Below are 17,557 nucleotides of genomic sequence, written 5' to 3' on the forward strand. Positions count from 1 at the left end.
GCCGAAACTACTTCGGACGTCCCCGGTGAGTTACCCCGAACCTCACGAAATCAGTTGTCGCGCAGGTGACAACAACAAAGGCGCTGCCGTCAACGGAGACGGCAGCGCCTTTCGTTCCACTGGCGGAAGCGGCTATCCGCCGGACTTGTTGTAGGCGTCCACGGCTGTCTGCAACGCCTCCAGGGCCTTGCCGAGCTGGCCCAGGTCACCCGACTTCTGCGCGGCGGTGACCGCCTTCAGCGCATCGTCGAGTTGTTTGACCGCGGCGTCCCGGCCGGTGGTGGCCGGTGGCGTGGTGCCGCCCTGGTTGGGCGGGTTGGCGCCCTGGTTCGCCGGGGGCTGGGTCTGCTGACCCGGCTGATTCGTTGCGGCGCTGCCGGTTCCGGGCAGCACCTTGTTGAGCGCTTCCTCGACCGTCGACCCGTAACCGACCTTGTCGCGATAGCTGGCCAGGACCTTCACCAGCTGCGGGAAGGACGGTGCGTTGGTGCCGGCGGTATTGCGTTCCAGATACCAGGGTTCGATATAGAGGATGCCGCCGTCGCCGACCGGGAGCGTCAGCAGATTGCCGTACTTGATCTTGTTGACATTGCCGCCCGTCAACAGGTTCCGGTCCCTCGACACTTCATCGTTGGTCGTCATCGAGGTCTGCGTCTGGCCCGGTCCCGGTGTCTGCCTGTCGGAATCGGCGGGCAACCTCAAGACCGTCAACTTGCCGTAGTTGTCCGGATCCGAATGCGCCTGGATATAGGCCGACAGGAAGTTGCGCTTGTAACCCACCATGACGCTGGTCAGGTTGAACGCCGCCTTGCCGGTCTTCGGATCGCCGATCAGCTGGTAGTACGGCGGCTGATGCGCACCCGCGGCCGCACCCTCCTGGGTGGGATCGTTCGGCACCGACCAGAAGGCGTTGTTGGTGAAGAACTCTCGCGGATCGTCCACGTGGTACTTCGCCAGCATCTCGCGCTGCACCTTGAACAGGTCCTCCGGGTAGCGGAAGTGCGCCCGCAGGTCATCGCTGATGGCGCTCTCCGGCTGCACCGCGTCCGGGAACACGCCCATCCACGCCTTCAACACCGGATCGGTCTGATCCACCTGGAACAGCTTCACCGTGCCGTCGTAGGCATCGACGGTCGCCTTCACCGAATTGCGGATGTAGGAGACCTCCTTGCGCGGCACCAGCCGGCCGGTGGTCTGGTCGATGCTGTCCTCGACCACGCCGTCCAGCGAGGTGCGCTGGGCGTACGGGTAGCTGTCGAGGGTGGTGTAGGCGTCGACGATCCAGACGATCTTCTTGTCCACCACGGCCGGGTAGACATCGCCGTCGGCGGTCAGCCACGGGGCCACCTGCTGCACGCGCTCACGCGGATTGCGATTGAAGATGATCTTCGAATCGGAACCGATGGCGCCGGAGAACAGGATGTTGCGCTCGGCGTACTTGGCCGCGAACGCGAACCGGTTGAACCAGTTGCCGATCGGCACGCCGCCCGAACCGGTGTAGGTGTACTGCGCGTCCGGCTTGTCGTACTCGCGCGGCGGCTGGTTGTTGCCGCCGACGATGGCGTAGTCGGACTCGCCCTTGGAGATCAGCTCACCGAAGTAGATGCGCGGATTGTCGACCGGGATGGCTTCCTTGTCCTTCGCGGTGAACAGGTCGCTCACCGTGGACAGGTCGCCGACATTGAAGACCGGGTAGCCGAAGCCGCCCTGACCGCCCGAGTCACTGCCCGCCGCCGCCTGCGCCTGCTGGGTGTCCTTGGGCGGAGCCTGATTCACGCGATTGGCGGGGGACGCGACGAAACCGTTGCCGTGCGTGTACACGGTGTGCTGGTTGATCCAGTCCTTCTGGTTGTCGGCCAGGTTCTGCGGCTGGAGTTCGCGCGCGGCCACCACGTAGTCGCCGACCTCGCCGTTGACCGTGTAGCGGTCGATGTCGAGGGGATCGGGGAAGCCGTAGAAGTTCTGCAGCTGCTGGTTGCGCTGAATGAAGGTGGGCGTCAGCAGGTTCGGGTCCAGCACCCGGATGTTCTTGATGGTCTGCTGATCGGCCGGCACCGTCACCGGATCCTTGGTGGCCACGCCCGGATAGTCCACATAGGTGACCTTGTCCGAGGTGATCCCGTAGGCATCGCGCGTGGCCGCGATATTGCGCTCGATATAGGTGGATTCCTTGGTGGCCGCGTTCGGGCGCACCGAGAACTGCTCCACCAGCAGCGGCCACACCGCGCCGACCAGCACCGAGGACAGCACCAGCAGCACCGCCGCCATGGCCGGAATCCGCAAGTCGCGCAGCACGATCCCGGCGAAGAAGGCGATGGCGCAGATCACCGCGATGGACAGCAGGATCAGCTTGGCCGGCAGCACCGCGTTGATATCGGTGTACGAACCGCCGGTGAAGGTCGGCTCCTTGCGCGTACTCGACAGCAGCGCGTACCGGTCGAACCAGTACGCGATCGCCTTGAGCAGCACGAAGAGTCCCGCCAGCACCGCCAGCTGGATGCGCGCCGAATTGCTCAGCGTGCCCTCGCGCCCGGCCAGCCGCAGCCCGCCGAACACGTAGTGCGTCACCAGGTTCGCGAAGAAGGCGATCACCACGGCGACGAACAGCCAGTTCAGGACCATGCGGTAGAAGGGCAGATCGAAGGCGTAGAAGCCGACGTCGATATTGAACTGCGGGTCCTTCACGCCGAACGAGCCGCCGTGCAGGAACATCTGCACCGTGACCCAGCTCGATTGCGCCACCAGGCCCGACAGCACGCCGATCACCAGCGGGATGCCGATGCCGAACAGGCGCAGCCGGCTCATCACGGTGGTGCGGTAGCGGGCGATCGGATCACCCGGACCGCTCACCGGCACGAACACCGGGCGCGAGCGGTAGGCCAGCAACAGCGCCAGCCAGATGATGGCCGCCACCACCACGGTGACGATCAGGAACAACAGGATCCGGGTGAGCAGGACCGTGTGGTAGACACCGCGGAATCCCACCTCCCCGAACCAGAGCCAATTCGTATAGGCGTCGGTGAGCCGAGGCCCGACCAGTAACAGAGCCGCCAACGCCAAGGCCGTCACCAACAGCACACGGCTGCGTCGCGACAACGAAGGTAAGCCGGTCGGGGGGCGCATGCCCACGATGCCACTCTCCCAGGGTCCGGCGACGCCCGCGCCGGGATGACCGGCCGGTGCGCCGCAGTCCGATGATGAGTTCGGTCCCACGGGACCGTTCGCGCCCCACTCTACGTAAAACGCCCGGAATTAGAGCCTAGGGATGGGGAACTCTCCGATCCCCCGGGCGGCCGCGCACTCCGTACAGGGCCGCGGCAACCCGGTCCGGGCGCGATGCGAGGATTGTCGGGTGAACCCTGAGCAGTGGGCGGCGTCGGCCCTGTACCGGTGTATTCGCGAAGTCGCGGAGTATGTGGACGGTGAAGGATGGGACCGGGCGCCGCAGATGTTCGCCCTGGTCCCGACGGCCGACCTGGTCGCCGCCGAGCCGTCCCTGCTGGATCAGCTGGACGCGGAGAACGCGTTGACTCCCATTGCGCAGGAGGCGTTCCCGGACGACGTGGCGGTGGATCGGCACGCCATGGAGGAATACCTGGCTACCACCAGCTGGCCGCCGTCGGTGGAGGGTTGTGTTCTCGTACAGCAGATCGTGGTGCTGCCGCCCGCGGCCGAACAGTCCCTGGACGAGGCCATCGCGCCGCTGCTCGCCGATGACGAAGCCGCCGATCGGGCCGGGCGGCAGGCGGCGGCCGAGCATCCGGAACGCCGGGATGCGCGGCTCTTCGCGGGCGTGCTGCGGGACGGGACTTCGCTGTCGCTGCTGCAGGTTCGGCCGACCGAGGACGAGGAGGATCCCTTCGGCGACCTCGATCTGCGCACCGCGCCCAACCTCGCCCCGAACCTCGTCGAGGCCCTCAAGCACACCCTCGAGAACGACCCCGACGAATTCGCCTGAGCGATCCCCGAACACGGATATGCCCCGCCGCACCGGCAGCGGGGCATATCCGTAGGTACTACTACCCGCAGGTCGGGGCGTCCTTACCGGCGTTGATGTCCTCCAGCGATTGCACTGCGCCGGCGAGGTTTTCGACCTTGACCAGGCGCAGGCCGTCGGGAGTGCGCTGCACGGCCTCGTTGCAATTGGCGGCCGGGACCATGAAGGTCTCGGCGCCGGCCTCGCGCGCGGCGATCATCTTGTACTGGATGCCGCCGATCGGGCCGACCTTGCCCTCCGGATCGATGGTCCCGGTGCCCGCCACGAACTTCCCGCCCGACAGCTCCCCCGGCGTCAGCTTGTCGATCAAAGCCAAGGTGAACATGAGACCCGCTGACGGACCGCCGATTTCGGCCAGGTTGAAGTCCACCTGGATGGGCCCGCTGGCGAACTCGCCCGGCACGATGCCGAGATACCCCTTGTTGGCGTCCTCCGGCTTGGGCGCCAGGGTCACCTCCGCGGTCTGCTCGGCCCCGTCCCGCCGGAACACCACCGGGATGGTCGTCCCCGGCTTCACCGTCGACACCGCCGCCACCACATCCTTGGCGGTCCCGATCGGCTTGCCGTCCACGCTCACCAGATCGTCGCCCTTGCGCAGCACGTCCTTGGCGGGCCCGTCGTCGAGCACCGCGCGCACCCGCACCACGGTCGGCATTTTCAGATAGCGCAATGCCGCGAGTTCGGCATTGTCTTCCGAATCCTTGAACTCCTGCTGATTGTTCTTGTCGATGGTGTCTTTCGGCACACCGGTCGGATACACCTCGGCGCGCGGCACCAGTCCGTGATCACCGTCCAGCCACAGTCCGAACGCCTCGAAGATATTCAGCCCGTCGCGAACGGAGACCGTCGTCATATTCAGATTGCCGGTGGTCGGATCGAGTTGCGCATTCTGCACCTCGACCACCTGTTTTCCGTCGACCGTGCCCAGTGTGTTGAACGTCGGCCCAGGTCCGAGCGCCACGAACGGGACGGTGACGACGCTGCCTGCGATTCCGAGCGCCAAGATCGGGATCAAGGCGGCGAGCAGGGTGAATATCCGACGGTTCACGCGGCCAAGGGTACTGGTGCGGCGGCCGAATGCCGCGTTCCGCTCGGCGGTTCGCTCACTTCCGGGCTCCAGTACCGTGGTCTCTATGACTGACTTCCCGTTCGGATTCTCGAACCGCGACGACGACCCGGAGCGCAAGCCCGGTGACGGGTCGGGCGGTTCCGGTGCGAACAACCCGTTCGGATTCGCGGTGGGCGGTCCGGGTGGCGCGGGCGGATTCGATCCGTCGCAACTCGGTCAGATGCTGAGCCAGCTCGGCGCCATGTTCTCCAGCATGGGCCAGCCGGGCGCGGCGTCCAGCGGTCCGGTGAACTACGACATCGCCAAACGCCTGGCGCGCCAGCAGCTCGGCGCCAGCGTCACGCCGCTCAGCTCGGGGGCGCGCAGTGCCGTCACCGATGCCGCGCATCTGGCGGAACTGTGGCTGGACCCGGTGACCAACTTCCCGGCCGGCGCCACCAAGACCGCGGCTTGGACGGCCAACGACTGGATCGAGGAGACGCTGCCGACCTGGAAGCGGCTCTGCGATCCGGTGGCCGAACAGGTTTCGGGCATGTGGACGGCCACGCTGCCGGCCGAGGCCAAGGAATTCGCGGCCCCGATGTTCGGAATGCTGGGCCAGATGGGCGGACTCGCCTTCGGCTCGCAGCTCGGCTCGGCGCTGGGCCAGCTCGCCAAGGAGGTGCTGACCTCGACCGATATCGGCCTGCCGCTGGGTCCCGACGGCACCGCGGCGTTGATGCCCACGGCCATCTCGGAATTCAGCGCCGGACTGGAACAGCCGGAGAGCGAGATCATGGTGTACCTGGCCGCGCGCGAGGCCGCGCATCAGCGGCTGTTCGCGCATGTGCCGTGGCTGCGCCAGCAGGTGCTGGGCGCGGTCGAGGACTACGCGCGCGGCATCAAGATGGACTTCTCGGCGATCGAACAGGCCGCGGCCGGACTCGATCCCATGCAGCTGGCGCAGGATCCCTCCAAGCTGGAGGAACTGCTGGCGCAGGGCACCTTCGAACCGCAGACCACGCCCGAGCAGAAGGCGGCGCTGGAACGCCTGGAGACGCTGCTCGCGCTGATCGAGGGCTGGGTGGAGACCGTGGTCACCGACGCGGTGTCGGATCGGCTGCCCGGTGCGGGCGCGCTGGCCGAGACGCTGCGCCGCCGCCGCGCCACCGGTGGTCCGGCCGAGCAGACCTTCGCCACCCTGGTCGGGCTGGAACTGCGGCCGCGCAAGGTGCGGGAGGCGGCGGCGCTGTGGCGGCGGCTGACCTCCGATGCCGGGGTGGAGAAGCGGGACGGGGTCTGGGCGCACCCGGACCTGCTGCCCGATTCGAACGATCTGGATTCGCCGGCCGGGTTCATCGATTCGGTACTGGGCGGCGGGACAACGGCTTTCGACGATCCGCTGGCGCAGCTGGCCGAGACCCTGGAGCGGGAGCGGCTGGCCAAGGAAGGCAAGGCGGAGCCGGAAGGCGAGGCCGGGGGGAACTCCGGCAAGCCGGGTGAGGCCGAGGACAACTCCGGCAAGCCGGGCGAGACCGAGGGTGACTCCGGCAAGCCCGGCGACAAGGGCGGCAACGCCTCCTGATTCCTGGACGGCCCGCCGCTACTCGAACCCGGAGCCGCACCACCCGATGACGTGCGGCGGCATCGCTCGGCGAACCTGTGGATAACCCGCGAAAGTGCTGATGAACAAGCGTTTTCGCGGGATTTTCCGTCTCTCGGGCGGCGCACACTGGCGGCATGACCAAGCTCGCCGGGACCCGCGGACCGCTGTTGCATCCTCGAATCACCGTGTTGCACCGGCCGGACGGGGCCGTTCAGCTGGGGTGGGATCCGGGTACCGCCGTGCTGTTGCGGCCGCCGGGTCCACCGCATAGCGGGCCCGCGTTTCTGGCGTTGCTCGACGGGATGCATACCGCGCCCGAAATCTCTTGGCGGGCACACGCATTGGGCATCGATTCCGAGGCGACCCGGGCATTGCTCGCCGCGCTGGACGCGGCGGGGTTATTGGCACATAAGGCGGCCCGTTCGCGGCTGCGGCGGGTGACCGTGCACGGGCGCGGGCCATTGGCAGACCGCATGCTCGACGGGCTGGTTCGAATGGGGTTGCGGCCCCGGCATATTCGCGAGTACCCGATCGAATGCCCGGCGGCGGACCCGCCCGATCTGGTCGTACTGACCGATGCGCTGATGCCGGAACCCGGTCTGATCCGGGACCTGATGCGCGAGCGCGTGCCGCACCTGTCGCTGTGCATTCGTGACGGCCACGGGGTAATCGGCCCGCTGGTGTTGCCGGGCGAGACCAGCTGTCTGCGCTGCGCGGATCTGCACCGCCGCGATCGCGATCCGGACTGGCCGCTGCTGGCCGCGCAATTGCTGGGGCGGGTGGGTTGCGCGCCGCTTCCGGACCTCGACGCGACGGCCGCCGTGGCGCTCAAGGAGATCGACACGATCGCTTACAGCGGCGGCGATCACGCACCCGCGACCCTGGACACCACCCTCGAACTGGACCTCGATTCTCACCGTCTCGAGCGCCGGGCCTGGACTCCGCACCCGCGCTGCGACTTCTGCGCGGAGTGCGATTCGCGGCCACAGCCGGGCCCGGAATCGCACGATGATAGCCGCGAGAGCGGAATGTGATGGATACCACTGGCGTCCATGACCCGCGAGAACGCCCAATTCCCATGGCACTCCGTCTGAGACATCGGCATGATGGGGACGTGTCAGAGATTGTGAGCCGGCGCTCCTCCCGCAATGCCAAGTTGGCCAAGATTCCGCTCGGCATCGCCGGACGAGCGGCCGTGGGATTCGGTCGCAAGCTGGCCGGGGGCGACAAAAAAGAAATCAATGCCGAACTCAACCAGAAGGCCGCCGAACAGCTGTTCGCGGTGCTCGGTGAGCTCAAAGGCGGGGCCATGAAATTCGGCCAGGCGCTGTCGGTGATGGAAGCCGCCGTACCGGAGGAGTTCGGCGAGCACTATCGCGAGGCGCTGACCAAACTGCAGGCCGCCGCGCCGCCCATGCCCGCCGCCGCGGTGCACCGGCAGCTCGACCAGCAGCTGGGAACCGGCTGGCGGCAACGGTTCCGGCACTTCGACGACGAGCCGACCGCGTCGGCCAGCATCGGCCAGGTGCACAAGGCGGAATGGTCCGACGGGCGCATCGTCGCGGTGAAGGTGCAGTACCCGGGCGCGGACGAAGCCCTGCGCGCGGATCTGAAGACCTTGAACCGCATGGCCTCGGTGATCAGTTCGGTGATTCCGGGCCAGGATGTGAAGCCGGTGCTCGCGGAGATCAGCGAGCGCACCGAGGAGGAACTCGACTACCGCATCGAGGCCGGGCATCAGCGCCAGTTCGCCAAGGCTTTCGACGGGCATCCGCGGTTCCTGGTGCCGAAGGTGGTGGCGAGTGCGCCCAAGGTGATCGTCACCGAATGGCTGGACAGCGTCGGCTCGGTGGCCTCGGTCATCAAACAGGGCCAGGAGGATCCCGCGGGCACCGTGGAACTCCGCAATCGCGTCGCCACGCTGATGGGTGAATTCCATTTCAGCTCACCGGCGATCGCGGGCCTGCTGCACGCCGACCCGCACCCCGGTAATTTCATGGTCCTCGAGGACGGCCGCCTCGCGGTCATCGACTACGGGGCCTGCGCTCCACTGCCGAATGGTTTCCCGCCCATTCTCGGTCAGATGGTGGCCCTGGAAGTCGAGCAGCGCTACGACGAACTGGTCGAGCTCATGTACGCCAACGGCTGGGTCATTCCCGGCAAAACGGTGACACACGAAGAAATCCAGAACTACCTGCGCCCCTTCACCGATCCCATCAAGGACCAGACCTTCCACTTCACCCGCAAGTGGATGCAGCGCGTCGCCGGCAAAGCCACCGACATCTCCAACTCCGACATGATGAAAACCGCTCGCGCCCTGCAACTCCCGGCCGAACACATCATGATCTTCCGCGTCCTCGGCGGTTCCGTAGGCATCTGCGCCCAACTCGACGCCGAAGTCCCCTTCATGAAACTCATGGAAGACTGGGTCCCCGGCTACAAGGAATACCGCACCGCCAGCTGAAAGCTCGCGCACATCAGAGTCTTCGGGGGCACAGCCCCGAAACCCCCAGCAGGCGTAGCCCAGTGAGCGGCAAACAAGGGGATTCGGGACGAAACCCGAGCCCACCGGAGGTTCTCCCTCGACCCGCCGCGGGGGTTCGGGGGCGAAGCCCCTGAGGGTTTGGGAGTTGTTCAATTCCCTTGTAACGCAAAACGACCCGCTTACCACTCGGTAAGCGGGTCGTATGCGTGCTATGCCCCCCGATGCGGGGCGGCTCATGCCACCGCGACCTTGCGCGGGCGACCACGCGGGCGCTTGCGGGCGATCACGACACCCTGGTCGAAGATCTCACCGCCCCAAACACCCCAAGGGTCGGCACGATCCAGCGCGGCGGACAGGCAGCCCTTCTGGATCGGGCAGCTGGCGCACAGCGCCTTCGCCTCTTCCAGCTGGGCGGGGGCCTCGGCGAACCACAGGTCCGGGTTGCCGACTCGGCAAGGCAGGGTCATGGTGACTCCCCGGCGAACGCGGGTAGTGGGGGCCACGGTGTTGCGGCATGTCACGCGGTCACGGGTAACCGTGTTGGACACGTCGTGCTCCTTCAGCTCGTGCAGCGGTCTTTGTCTTGTGGAGGACAGCTGTCTTGTCTTCCGCGAAACCGGTGCCGGTGGCTGAGGTGCCGATAAAACTATGGCCACGGTTTCGCTTCGAGGCGATCCGTGGCCAAAAGGTCCGGGAGGTTATCCCTACCTGAGTCGACTTCGGTGTCGACTCTTGATCACGGTCGCTGAGTGGGTACGGGGGCGGGCTGCCAGCAGATGGGCCGGCTCGAAGGCTCCGGCTTCTGCTACGTCGGCGCCGGTGCTCGCATATGCGAACGACGGCTGCCAGCCACCCATGGGCTTGTCCTGCTTCATAACGATCTGCTTGTCCCCTTGGACTTTGCTTGCAAAGACCTGAAGACCAAGATCGCCGCCGAGGCTGGACAGACGAATCCCCTGAATGCGGCTATCGCTGGCCGCGAGGATGCGCCGGGAGGCGGAAACGACGGACATGACGGACGTCGAATTGACATCGCAGACGCGAGCGCCGTTCAACCCGAAGTTCACGGTGCTGTTCATCGTTCTGCCTCCTTCCTCTACTCAATGCCGATGGTGTCTGTGCGCGCCGGGAGTACCCCGGTGCATGTGAACGACTCTAGGTAGTCATACGGATGCGCACAACCTATTTTTGACCAGCGGTTTTATGGTCTTGCGCACGAGTGCGGTATGCGCGCACGCTGTGCCGCGGTGAAGACCACCTCTCGGAGCTCTCGGGGGCTTCGCCACCGAACCCCGGCGAGCGGCGCGACGCCGCGGAGTCGCGACCTCGCGGCAGCAGTACCCGCGCGCGGTGATGCGGAGGGCGACTACGAGGAGTCGCGGAGGCGGGATTTGACGATGGCGAGTACGTCGGCGCCGTAGGTTTGCAGTTTCTTCGCGCCGATGCCGGGGATGGCGACCAGGGCGCGGTCGTCGGTGGGGCGTTGTTCGGCGATGGCGGTCAGGGTGGTGTCGCTGAAGACGACGAAATGCGGGAGGGACAGTTCGTCGGCCTTGTCCTTGCGCCAGTCCTGGAGTGCGCCGAGCAGTTCCTGGTCGACGTCGGAGGGGCAGCGGGAGCAGCGGCCGAGCATGGTGGCGGCGGTGGTGAGCAGCGGGCGGCCGCAGATGCGGCAGCCGGGGAGCACTTTTTTGGGGCCGCGTCGTTCGGTGGTGTGGGCGGCGATGCGGGAGGCGGGCGAGTCGTCGGGGACCAGGCCGATGAGGAAGCGGGAGCGGCGGCGGATCTTGCGGCCGCCGGCCGAACGCGCCAGCGCCCAGGACAGGTGGAGGTGTTCGCGGGCGCGGGTGACGCCGACGTAGAGCAGGCGGCGTTCCTCTTCGAGGGCGGCCTCGTCGGAAACCGTTGCGTCCGGGCCGAGTACGTGCTGGATGGGCATGGTGCCGTCGGCCAGGCCGACCAGGAACACGGCATCCCATTCCAGGCCCTTGGCGGCGTGCAGGGAGGCCAGGGTGACGCCCTGCACGGTCGGTGGGTGCCGGGATTCGGCGCGGGCGGCGAGTTCGCGCAGCAGGCCGGTCAGGTCCAGGTCCGAATCTTGTTCGGCCAGTTCCTCGGTCAGTTCCACCAGGGCGACCAGTGAGTTCCAGCGCTCGCGCGCCTGTACGCCGACGGGTTCTTCCTTGGTGAGGCCGAGTTTGGCCAGGGCCGCGCGGACCAGGGTGACCAGGTTCGCGCCGCGGGCATCGGGCAGGTCGTCGCGGGCGGCGGTCTTGCGGAGTTCCTGGACCGCCTGCCGCACCTCGCCGCGGTTGAAGAAGCCTTCGCCGCCGCGCACCTGGTAGGCGATGCCGGCTTCGGTGAGCGCCTGCTCGTACACCTCGGATTGCGCGTTGATGCGGTAGAGCACCGCGATTTCGGCTGCGGGAACACCCTTTTCGAGCAGTTTCCCGATGGCCTTGGCGACCGCGGCGGCTTCGGCGGGTTCGTCGTCGTATTCGGCGAACACCGGTTCCGGGCCGTCGGCGCGCTGGCCGATCAATTGCAGCCTGGTGCCCGCGATACGGCCGCGGGCGGCCCCGATCACGCGGTTGGCCAGCGAGACGACCTGCGGTGTGGAGCGATAGTCGCGTTCCAGCCGGACCACGGTCGCCTCGGGGAAGCGGCGCGAGAAGTCCAGCAGGTAGGCCGGACTCGCGCCCGTGAAGGAGTAGATGGTCTGGTTGGCGTCACCGACGACGGTCAGATCGTCGCGCTCACCGAGCCAGGCGTCGAGCACGCGCTGCTGGAGCGGCGTGACGTCCTGGTACTCGTCCACCACGAAACACCGGTAGCGCCCGCGGAACTCCTCGGCGACCGAGGTGAAGTCCTCGAGCGCCGCGGCGGTGTGCAGCAGCAGATCGTCGAAATCGAGCAGCAGACCGTCGGGTGTGGTCTTCAAGGACTCGTACCCCGAATAGACGGCCGCGACCTTGGCCGCGTCGTAGGGCGCGTCCCGATGCCGCCGCGCCACCGCCGAGGCGTAATCCTCCGGCGCGATGAGCGAACCCTTGGCCCACTCGATTTCGCTGGTCAGGTCCCGCAGGCTGTCGGTGTCGGTGGACAGCCCCGCCCCGCGCGCCGCCTGCGCCACGATCGGGAACTTGCTGTCGATCAACCGCCACGGCACATCCCCCACCACCTGCGGCCAGAAGTACTTCAACTGCCGCAACGCCGCCGCGTGAAAGGTGCGCGCCTGCACCTGCCCCGCCTCACCGGCCAGCCCCAGCGCCCGCAGCCGATTCCGCAGCTCCCCCGCCGCCCGCGCCGTGAACGTCACCGACAAGACCTGATCGGCTCGCACGTGCCCCGCCGACACCAGATGCGCGATCCGATGCGTAATGGTCCGCGTCTTCCCCGTCCCCGCCCCCGCCAGCACACACACCGGCCCGCGCGGCGCACGCACCGCCGCAGCCTGCTCGGCATCGAGCTCGTCGAGCCGAAGCGTGGAGGTCGTCGCGGCAGTCACGCGCACCATCATGACAGCCGGGTCCGACAGGGCGCCCCCGATCCCACCCCGCCCCCGCGCCACGCCCGGCCGGCCCCGGTGTCATATCGGCATGTCGCGGACCGGAACCGGAGGGCGGTACACACGCCAGGCTGACGGGAAGGCGCGGAGGGGGGTTCGAGGGCCGGAGGCGTACGGGGCCGAGGGGTGCGTGGGATTTCGGGAGGGTGGGTCGGTGTTGCCAACCGGCGAACGGGTGGCGATCGGGTTAGCGTGCGGTCGTGGTGAACGAAACACGGGCCGAGGGCGGCGCGACCCATGAGCGGCATGCGAGCTGGATCGAGTTGTTCTTCGATCTGGTCGCGGTGGCGGGGATCGGGCAGTTGACGCATCTGCTGCACAAGGGGCCGGGGTTGGGGGACTTCGGGTTGTATGTGGTGCTTTATCTGGCGTTTTGGATGGTGTGGGCGTGTATCACGCTGTACGGGAACATCAGCCGGGGGCAGGCTCGGGTGGGGTTGATGCTGGCGGCCATGCTCGGGTTCGGGTTGATGGCGGCGGCGGTGGCGGGGATTCCGGAGCGGCATGCGACGACGTTCGCGGCCGTGTATGTGATCGTGCGGATCGGGTCGGCGCAGGCGTTCGGCCGCGGGCGGTTCGTGGTGGATTGGCCGACCGTGCAGTTCACGGTGGGGGTGCTGCCGTGGATCGCGTCGTTGTGGGTGGGCGAGCCGGGCAAGTACTGGTTGTGGGTGATCGGGCTGGGGCTGGATCTGTGGATCATGTTCGCGATCAGCGGGGAGCGGATGCTGGCGGGGGCGCGGGAGCAGTTCGAACGGCGGCTGGCCAAGCTGCGCAAGTCGCCGCGGTTCGACGAGGGGCGGGTGCCGGAATTCCAAGCGCTGCACGCCGATCCGGCGCATATGGGGGAACGCCTCGGGCTGTACGTGATCATCGTGCTGGGCGAGGGCGTGATCGCGGTGATCGGCGCGGTGGGCGGGGTGCGATGGAATGCGACCGTGCTGGGTCTCGGGTTCGCCGCGTTCGTGATCCTGGCGGGGTTGTGGGCGCTGACCTTGCTGTACGGGTTCATCCCGCGCCTGATGACCGAGCAGGTGGTGCCGGGTGCGGTGCCGTGGCAGCGGATCATGCTCACCCACTGCGCCATCACCGGTGCGCTCGCGACGCTGGCGGCCGGGCTGGGATTGGCCATCGAACACGCCGAGGGTCATCTGACCACCGGTATCGCCTGGTCGTTGTGCGGCGGCGCGGCAGCCTATTTCGTGATCGCGGCGGTGAGCGCGCTGCGCAGCGGGGTGGGCTGGCGCTGGACGCTGGCCTGGCCGATCCCGTGCGCGATCCTGGCGCTCGGATTGGGTGCGATCGGCGCCCACCTCACCGCGCTCCCCCTGGTCTGTGGCGTCGCGGTACTCGTGGTCTGGCCGCTGCTGTGGGAGACCTGGGCCGCGGGCAAGTGGGGCCGGTCGGACCGGCGGCGGCCGAACAGCGGTGCGCCCGCCTGAGAGACACGCGGCGCGAGCCCCGAGCGGCTCGACCGTCGCCGGCTCAGTCGCGGTCGCGCAAGCGCCGGAGGTCCGTGGCGAACCGCGGAATCGCGACTCCCAGGGGTGCGAAGAACTCGCGATCACAGGCTTCGACGGCCGTGATCGCGCGATTGACCAGCGCCGCACCGGTTTCGGTGGGCACCAGCGATTTCGCCCGCCGATCGGTGGGGTGATCGCGCCGTTCGATCAACCCCTTCTGTTCCAGCGCCCGCAGCACCTGCGAGGTCATCATCGGATCGGTGGCCGCGTGCTCGGCCAGATCGCGCTGCATCACCGGCTCCCCGCCCGACCGCCCGGTGTGCCAGGTCAGGGAGGCCAGCAGCACGAATTGCACATGGGTGAGATCGAACGGCGCGAGCGCCGCGCGCTGGGCGGCCTGCCAGCGATTGGTCACCTGCCACAGCAACAGCCCGGGACTCTCGTCGGCGTTCTCGAAATCGGTGTGCAGTCCCTGATTTCCACCGTGCGCCGTCACCGCCCGACCATAGCGCGGGCCGTACTCACGCCCGGACACCCTCGGCGACCTTGATCAGCGCGGCCAGGTCGGGGGCGACGGACTCGGCCAGATCCGCGCCCATGATCTTGTTCCAGAGCCGGCGCAGCGGGCCTTCCATGCTGACGCGGACGGTGACGGTGGTGACCTCGCCGGTGGTCACCTCGTGGGCGAAGACCAGGCGCGCGCCGAGGAGCTTGGACACGTCCACGAATTCGGTGTCGGTGAGTTTCTCCACCACGAACCCGACCTTGGGACCACCCTTGGGCTTGAGGGTGCCGGTCGCGCCCTGCACGAAGGGGCCGTCGAGTCTCACCCATTCGGTGTCCTGATTCCACTCCGGCCAGGACGCCATATCGCCCCAGATGGCGAAGAAGGTCTCGGGCGCGGCGGTCGAGGTGGCGGTGGCTTCGGCGATGATCGTCATGGATTTAGTATGCGCGCATACTATTATCCGGTCAACCCCGGCCGGGGAACATGATCGGAGGGGAGTATGTTGCACAATCCGTGACTGCTACCGACCTGACCATGTACTCGACCACCTGGTGCGGCTACTGCCGCCGGCTGAAGAAGCAGCTGGACGAGGCCGGGATCACCTACGAGGTGATCGATATCGAAGACCACCCCGAAGCCGCCGAGTTCGTCGGCAGCGTCAACAACGGCAACCATGTGGTGCCGACGGTGAAGTACCGGGACGGTTCCACGGCCACCAACCCCACGCTGGTGCAGGTCAAAGAGGCGCTCGCAGCGATCAGCTGAGAGGCCCAGCTCTCGGGGGCCTCGCCCCCGAACCCCTGAAATACCGAGCCGCACGCCCGAGGCGTGCGGCTTGCCCTTGTCGCCGCCCTCGGCGGCGAATCCGGATCAGCTTGCGGCGGCCCAGGATTCGACGATGGTCCGGGCGATCGAGATCGAACCGGGCAGCAGCAGGCGGACATCGGCCTTGGTGCCCCACGCGCCCGCTTCCAGGGCCTCGCGCACCTCGGCGCGGGTGTACCAGTGCGCCTCGGCGATCTCCCCGTCGTGGAAGTTCAACGGCTGGTCCGGATCGGCTTCCGCGGCGAAACCCAGCATGAGCGAACGCGGGAACGGCCACGGCTGGCTGCCCAGGTAGCGGACCGCGCGCACATCGACGCCGACCTCTTCCTTGATCTCACGCTCCACGCAGCGCTCCAGGGACTCCCCCGCCTCCACGAAACCGGCCAGCAGCGAGAACAATCCCTCCGGCCAGGTGTGCTGACGCGCCAGCAGCACGCGGTCGCCGCCATCGTGGATGAGGCAGATGACGGCCGGGTCGATGCGCGGGAATTCTTCGTACCCCGCCTCGTTGGTGCGCGACCAGCCGCCGTTGGTGACCCGGGTGGCGGAACCGTCGACGGCGCTGAAACGCGCCTTGTCGTGCCAGTTCAGCAGGGCGATGGCGGTGGAAAGCAGCCCGGTGCCGAAATCGTCGAGCTCCAGGGTGGTGCCGAAGGCGCGCAGATCGGTCAGCTCGCCGTCGATCTCGTTGTCGCGCACCGCCCACAGGTGCAGGCCGTCGTCGACGCCCAGGAACACCGCCTCGGGGGCCGGTTCGGCGGCCAGCGACACGGCGGCGTCCAGCACCACGGTGCCGTCGATCACGCGCACCTGGCCGCGCTTGTTCATGCGTAGCAATTTCGCTTGCGCCCAGCCCTCTTTCAGGGCCTGCTCATCCGAGCGGAGATCCTCCGCTCGGTCGAGGGCGGAACGGGAAAGCACCGGAACGGCATTCAACTCGAACGAAGACACGGTTCGAGACTAGCCGGGCGGGGTGGCGCGGCGCCGAACGAGCGGCCTCAGTTGTGGACGCGGCGCAGATACAGCAGTTTGTCGCCGGTCTCGAGCGCGTCCACCTCGGGATCGCCGACCCGGATGAGCTCGCCCGCGCGGACCACGCCCATCACGATGTCGCGCAGGTGGCGGGGCGAGCCGCCGATCTCCTCGGGTTCCACGTCCCGCTCGGAAATGGCGAAACCGGCTTCGGGAGTGAGCAGGTCCTCGATCATCTCGACGACGGTGGGGGTGGTGGTGGAGATGCCGAGCAGGCGACCCGCGGTCTCGGAGGACACCACCACCGAATCCGCGCCGGACTGGCGCAGCAGATGGGTGTTCTCGGCCTCGCGGACCGCGGCGGAGATACGGGCCTTGGAATTGATCTCGCGGGCGGTCAGGGTGACCAGCACCGCGGTGTCGTCGCGATTGGCGGCGACCACGACCGCGGCGGCCTGCTGCACCCCGGCCAGGCGCAGCACATCGGATCTGGTGGCGGAGCCGTGCACGGTGACCAGTCCGGCGTTCGCGGCGGTCTCCAGCACCTGCGCGTCGGTGTCGACCACCACGATGTCGGCGGGCTTCACGCCGTCGCCCAGCATGGCGTCGATCGCGGTCCGGCCCTTGGTGCCGTAGCCGACGACCACGGTGTGATTGCGCACGGTGTGCCTCCATCGCTGAATCTTGAACGCCTGCCGGGATCGTTCGGTCAGCACCGACAGGGTGGTGCCGACCAACACGATGAGGAAGAAGATGCGCAGTGGCGTCACCACGAGGATATTGACCAATCGCGCTTCCGGCGTGACCGGTGTGATGTCGCCGTAGCCGGTGGTCGACAGCGATACCGTCGCGTAGTACGCGGCGTCCAGCATCGACATCTCTTCGCGCGCGTTGTCGTGGTAGCCGGAGCGGCCGATATAGACCACGACGGTCGCGATGGCCAGCAGCAACAGCGCCAGGCCGAGCCGCCGCGCCAGCGAGATCCACGGACTGATCTGTTCGGTCGGCACCCGCAGCACGCCCACCAGGGCATGGTCCGGGCGGTCGGTGAGCCTGCCGATACCACGCGACGAATCACCGAACAC

At 67.6% G+C, this 17,557-nt stretch carries 15 protein-coding genes; 6 read left to right on the plus strand and 9 right to left on the minus strand.

What is annotated here, in order from left to right; all coding sequences use genetic code 11:
• Window positions 1-132 precede the first annotated feature (132 nt).
• Window positions 133-3,129 carry a UPF0182 family protein gene (locus LTV02_RS20025; RefSeq protein WP_233041413.1) on the minus strand — a complete coding sequence of 999 codons (2,997 nt, stop codon included), beginning with the start codon at window positions 3,127-3,129 and terminating at the stop codon, window positions 133-135.
• A gap of 223 nt (window positions 3,130-3,352) precedes the next feature.
• On the opposite strand from LTV02_RS20025, the gene LTV02_RS20030 reads away from it, so the two are divergent.
• A complete protein-coding gene (locus LTV02_RS20030; protein ID WP_067716114.1) occupies window positions 3,353-3,958 on the plus strand; it encodes a PPA1309 family protein in 606 nt (201 codons plus the stop codon).
• A gap of 61 nt (window positions 3,959-4,019) precedes the next feature.
• On the opposite strand, the gene LTV02_RS20035 is transcribed toward LTV02_RS20030, so the two are convergent.
• Entirely contained in the window at window positions 4,020-5,045 is a 1,026-nt protein-coding gene (locus LTV02_RS20035) for a YlbL family protein (protein WP_067716117.1), read from the minus strand.
• 85 nt (window positions 5,046-5,130) lie between these two features.
• Between LTV02_RS20035 and LTV02_RS20040 the strand changes: the two genes are divergently transcribed.
• From LTV02_RS20040 to LTV02_RS20050, 3 genes are all read left to right on the plus strand, one after another.
• Window positions 5,131-6,630, plus strand: a complete 1,500-nt coding sequence (locus LTV02_RS20040; protein WP_233041414.1) for a zinc-dependent metalloprotease — start codon at window positions 5,131-5,133, stop codon at window positions 6,628-6,630.
• A gap of 155 nt (window positions 6,631-6,785) precedes the next feature.
• Complete coding sequence (locus LTV02_RS20045) at window positions 6,786-7,685, plus strand: TOMM precursor leader peptide-binding protein (protein WP_233041415.1); 900 nt, start codon at window positions 6,786-6,788, stop codon at window positions 7,683-7,685.
• 44 nt (window positions 7,686-7,729) lie between these two features.
• Window positions 7,730-9,115 (plus strand): ABC1 kinase family protein, encoded by a 1,386-nt coding sequence (locus LTV02_RS20050; protein ID WP_233041416.1) that lies wholly within the window; start codon window positions 7,730-7,732, stop codon window positions 9,113-9,115.
• Between the two features lie 254 nt (window positions 9,116-9,369).
• On the opposite strand, the gene LTV02_RS20055 is transcribed toward LTV02_RS20050, so the two are convergent.
• From LTV02_RS20055 to LTV02_RS20065, 3 genes are all read right to left on the minus strand, one after another.
• Window positions 9,370-9,603 carry a WhiB family transcriptional regulator gene (locus tag LTV02_RS20055; protein WP_233041417.1) on the minus strand — a complete coding sequence of 78 codons (234 nt, stop codon included), beginning with the start codon at window positions 9,601-9,603 and terminating at the stop codon, window positions 9,370-9,372.
• A gap of 237 nt (window positions 9,604-9,840) precedes the next feature.
• Window positions 9,841-10,215, minus strand: coding sequence for a hypothetical protein (locus LTV02_RS20060; RefSeq protein WP_067716130.1), 375 nt, complete (start codon window positions 10,213-10,215; stop codon window positions 9,841-9,843).
• A gap of 287 nt (window positions 10,216-10,502) precedes the next feature.
• Window positions 10,503-12,653 carry an ATP-dependent DNA helicase UvrD2 gene (locus tag LTV02_RS20065; RefSeq protein WP_233041418.1) on the minus strand — a complete coding sequence of 717 codons (2,151 nt, stop codon included), beginning with the start codon at window positions 12,651-12,653 and terminating at the stop codon, window positions 10,503-10,505.
• A 251-nt stretch (window positions 12,654-12,904) separates the two neighbouring features.
• On the opposite strand from LTV02_RS20065, the gene LTV02_RS20070 reads away from it, so the two are divergent.
• Window positions 12,905-14,146: a low temperature requirement protein A gene (locus LTV02_RS20070; RefSeq protein ID WP_233041419.1), complete on the plus strand. Its 1,242-nt coding sequence runs from the start codon at window positions 12,905-12,907 to the stop codon at window positions 14,144-14,146.
• A 43-nt stretch (window positions 14,147-14,189) separates the two neighbouring features.
• Here the strand turns inward: LTV02_RS20070 and LTV02_RS20075 are convergent, their stop codons facing one another.
• A complete protein-coding gene (locus tag LTV02_RS20075) occupies window positions 14,190-14,663 on the minus strand; it encodes a MarR family winged helix-turn-helix transcriptional regulator (RefSeq protein ID WP_233041420.1) in 474 nt (157 codons plus the stop codon).
• Window positions 14,664-14,688: 25 nt separating this feature from the next.
• Window positions 14,689-15,108, minus strand: coding sequence for an SRPBCC family protein (locus LTV02_RS20080; RefSeq protein ID WP_233041421.1), 420 nt, complete (start codon window positions 15,106-15,108; stop codon window positions 14,689-14,691).
• An 80-nt stretch (window positions 15,109-15,188) separates the two neighbouring features.
• Here LTV02_RS20080 and LTV02_RS20085 point away from each other — a divergent pair, with 80 nt between their 5' ends.
• Complete coding sequence (locus LTV02_RS20085; protein WP_269821640.1) at window positions 15,189-15,440, plus strand: mycoredoxin; 252 nt, start codon at window positions 15,189-15,191, stop codon at window positions 15,438-15,440.
• A gap of 105 nt (window positions 15,441-15,545) precedes the next feature.
• Here LTV02_RS20085 and nudC read toward each other — a convergent pair whose 3' ends face one another.
• A complete protein-coding gene (nudC, locus tag LTV02_RS20090) occupies window positions 15,546-16,451 on the minus strand; it encodes an NAD(+) diphosphatase (RefSeq protein ID WP_067716143.1) in 906 nt (301 codons plus the stop codon).
• 47 nt (window positions 16,452-16,498) lie between these two features.
• Window positions 16,499-17,557 carry a potassium channel family protein gene (locus tag LTV02_RS20095; protein ID WP_408639379.1) on the minus strand — a complete coding sequence of 353 codons (1,059 nt, stop codon included), beginning with the start codon at window positions 17,555-17,557 and terminating at the stop codon, window positions 16,499-16,501.

Origin of the sequence: Nocardia yamanashiensis (genome assembly GCF_021183565.1) — a bacterium.
GTDB classification, from domain to species: Bacteria; Actinomycetota; Actinomycetes; order Mycobacteriales; family Mycobacteriaceae; genus Nocardia; species Nocardia yamanashiensis.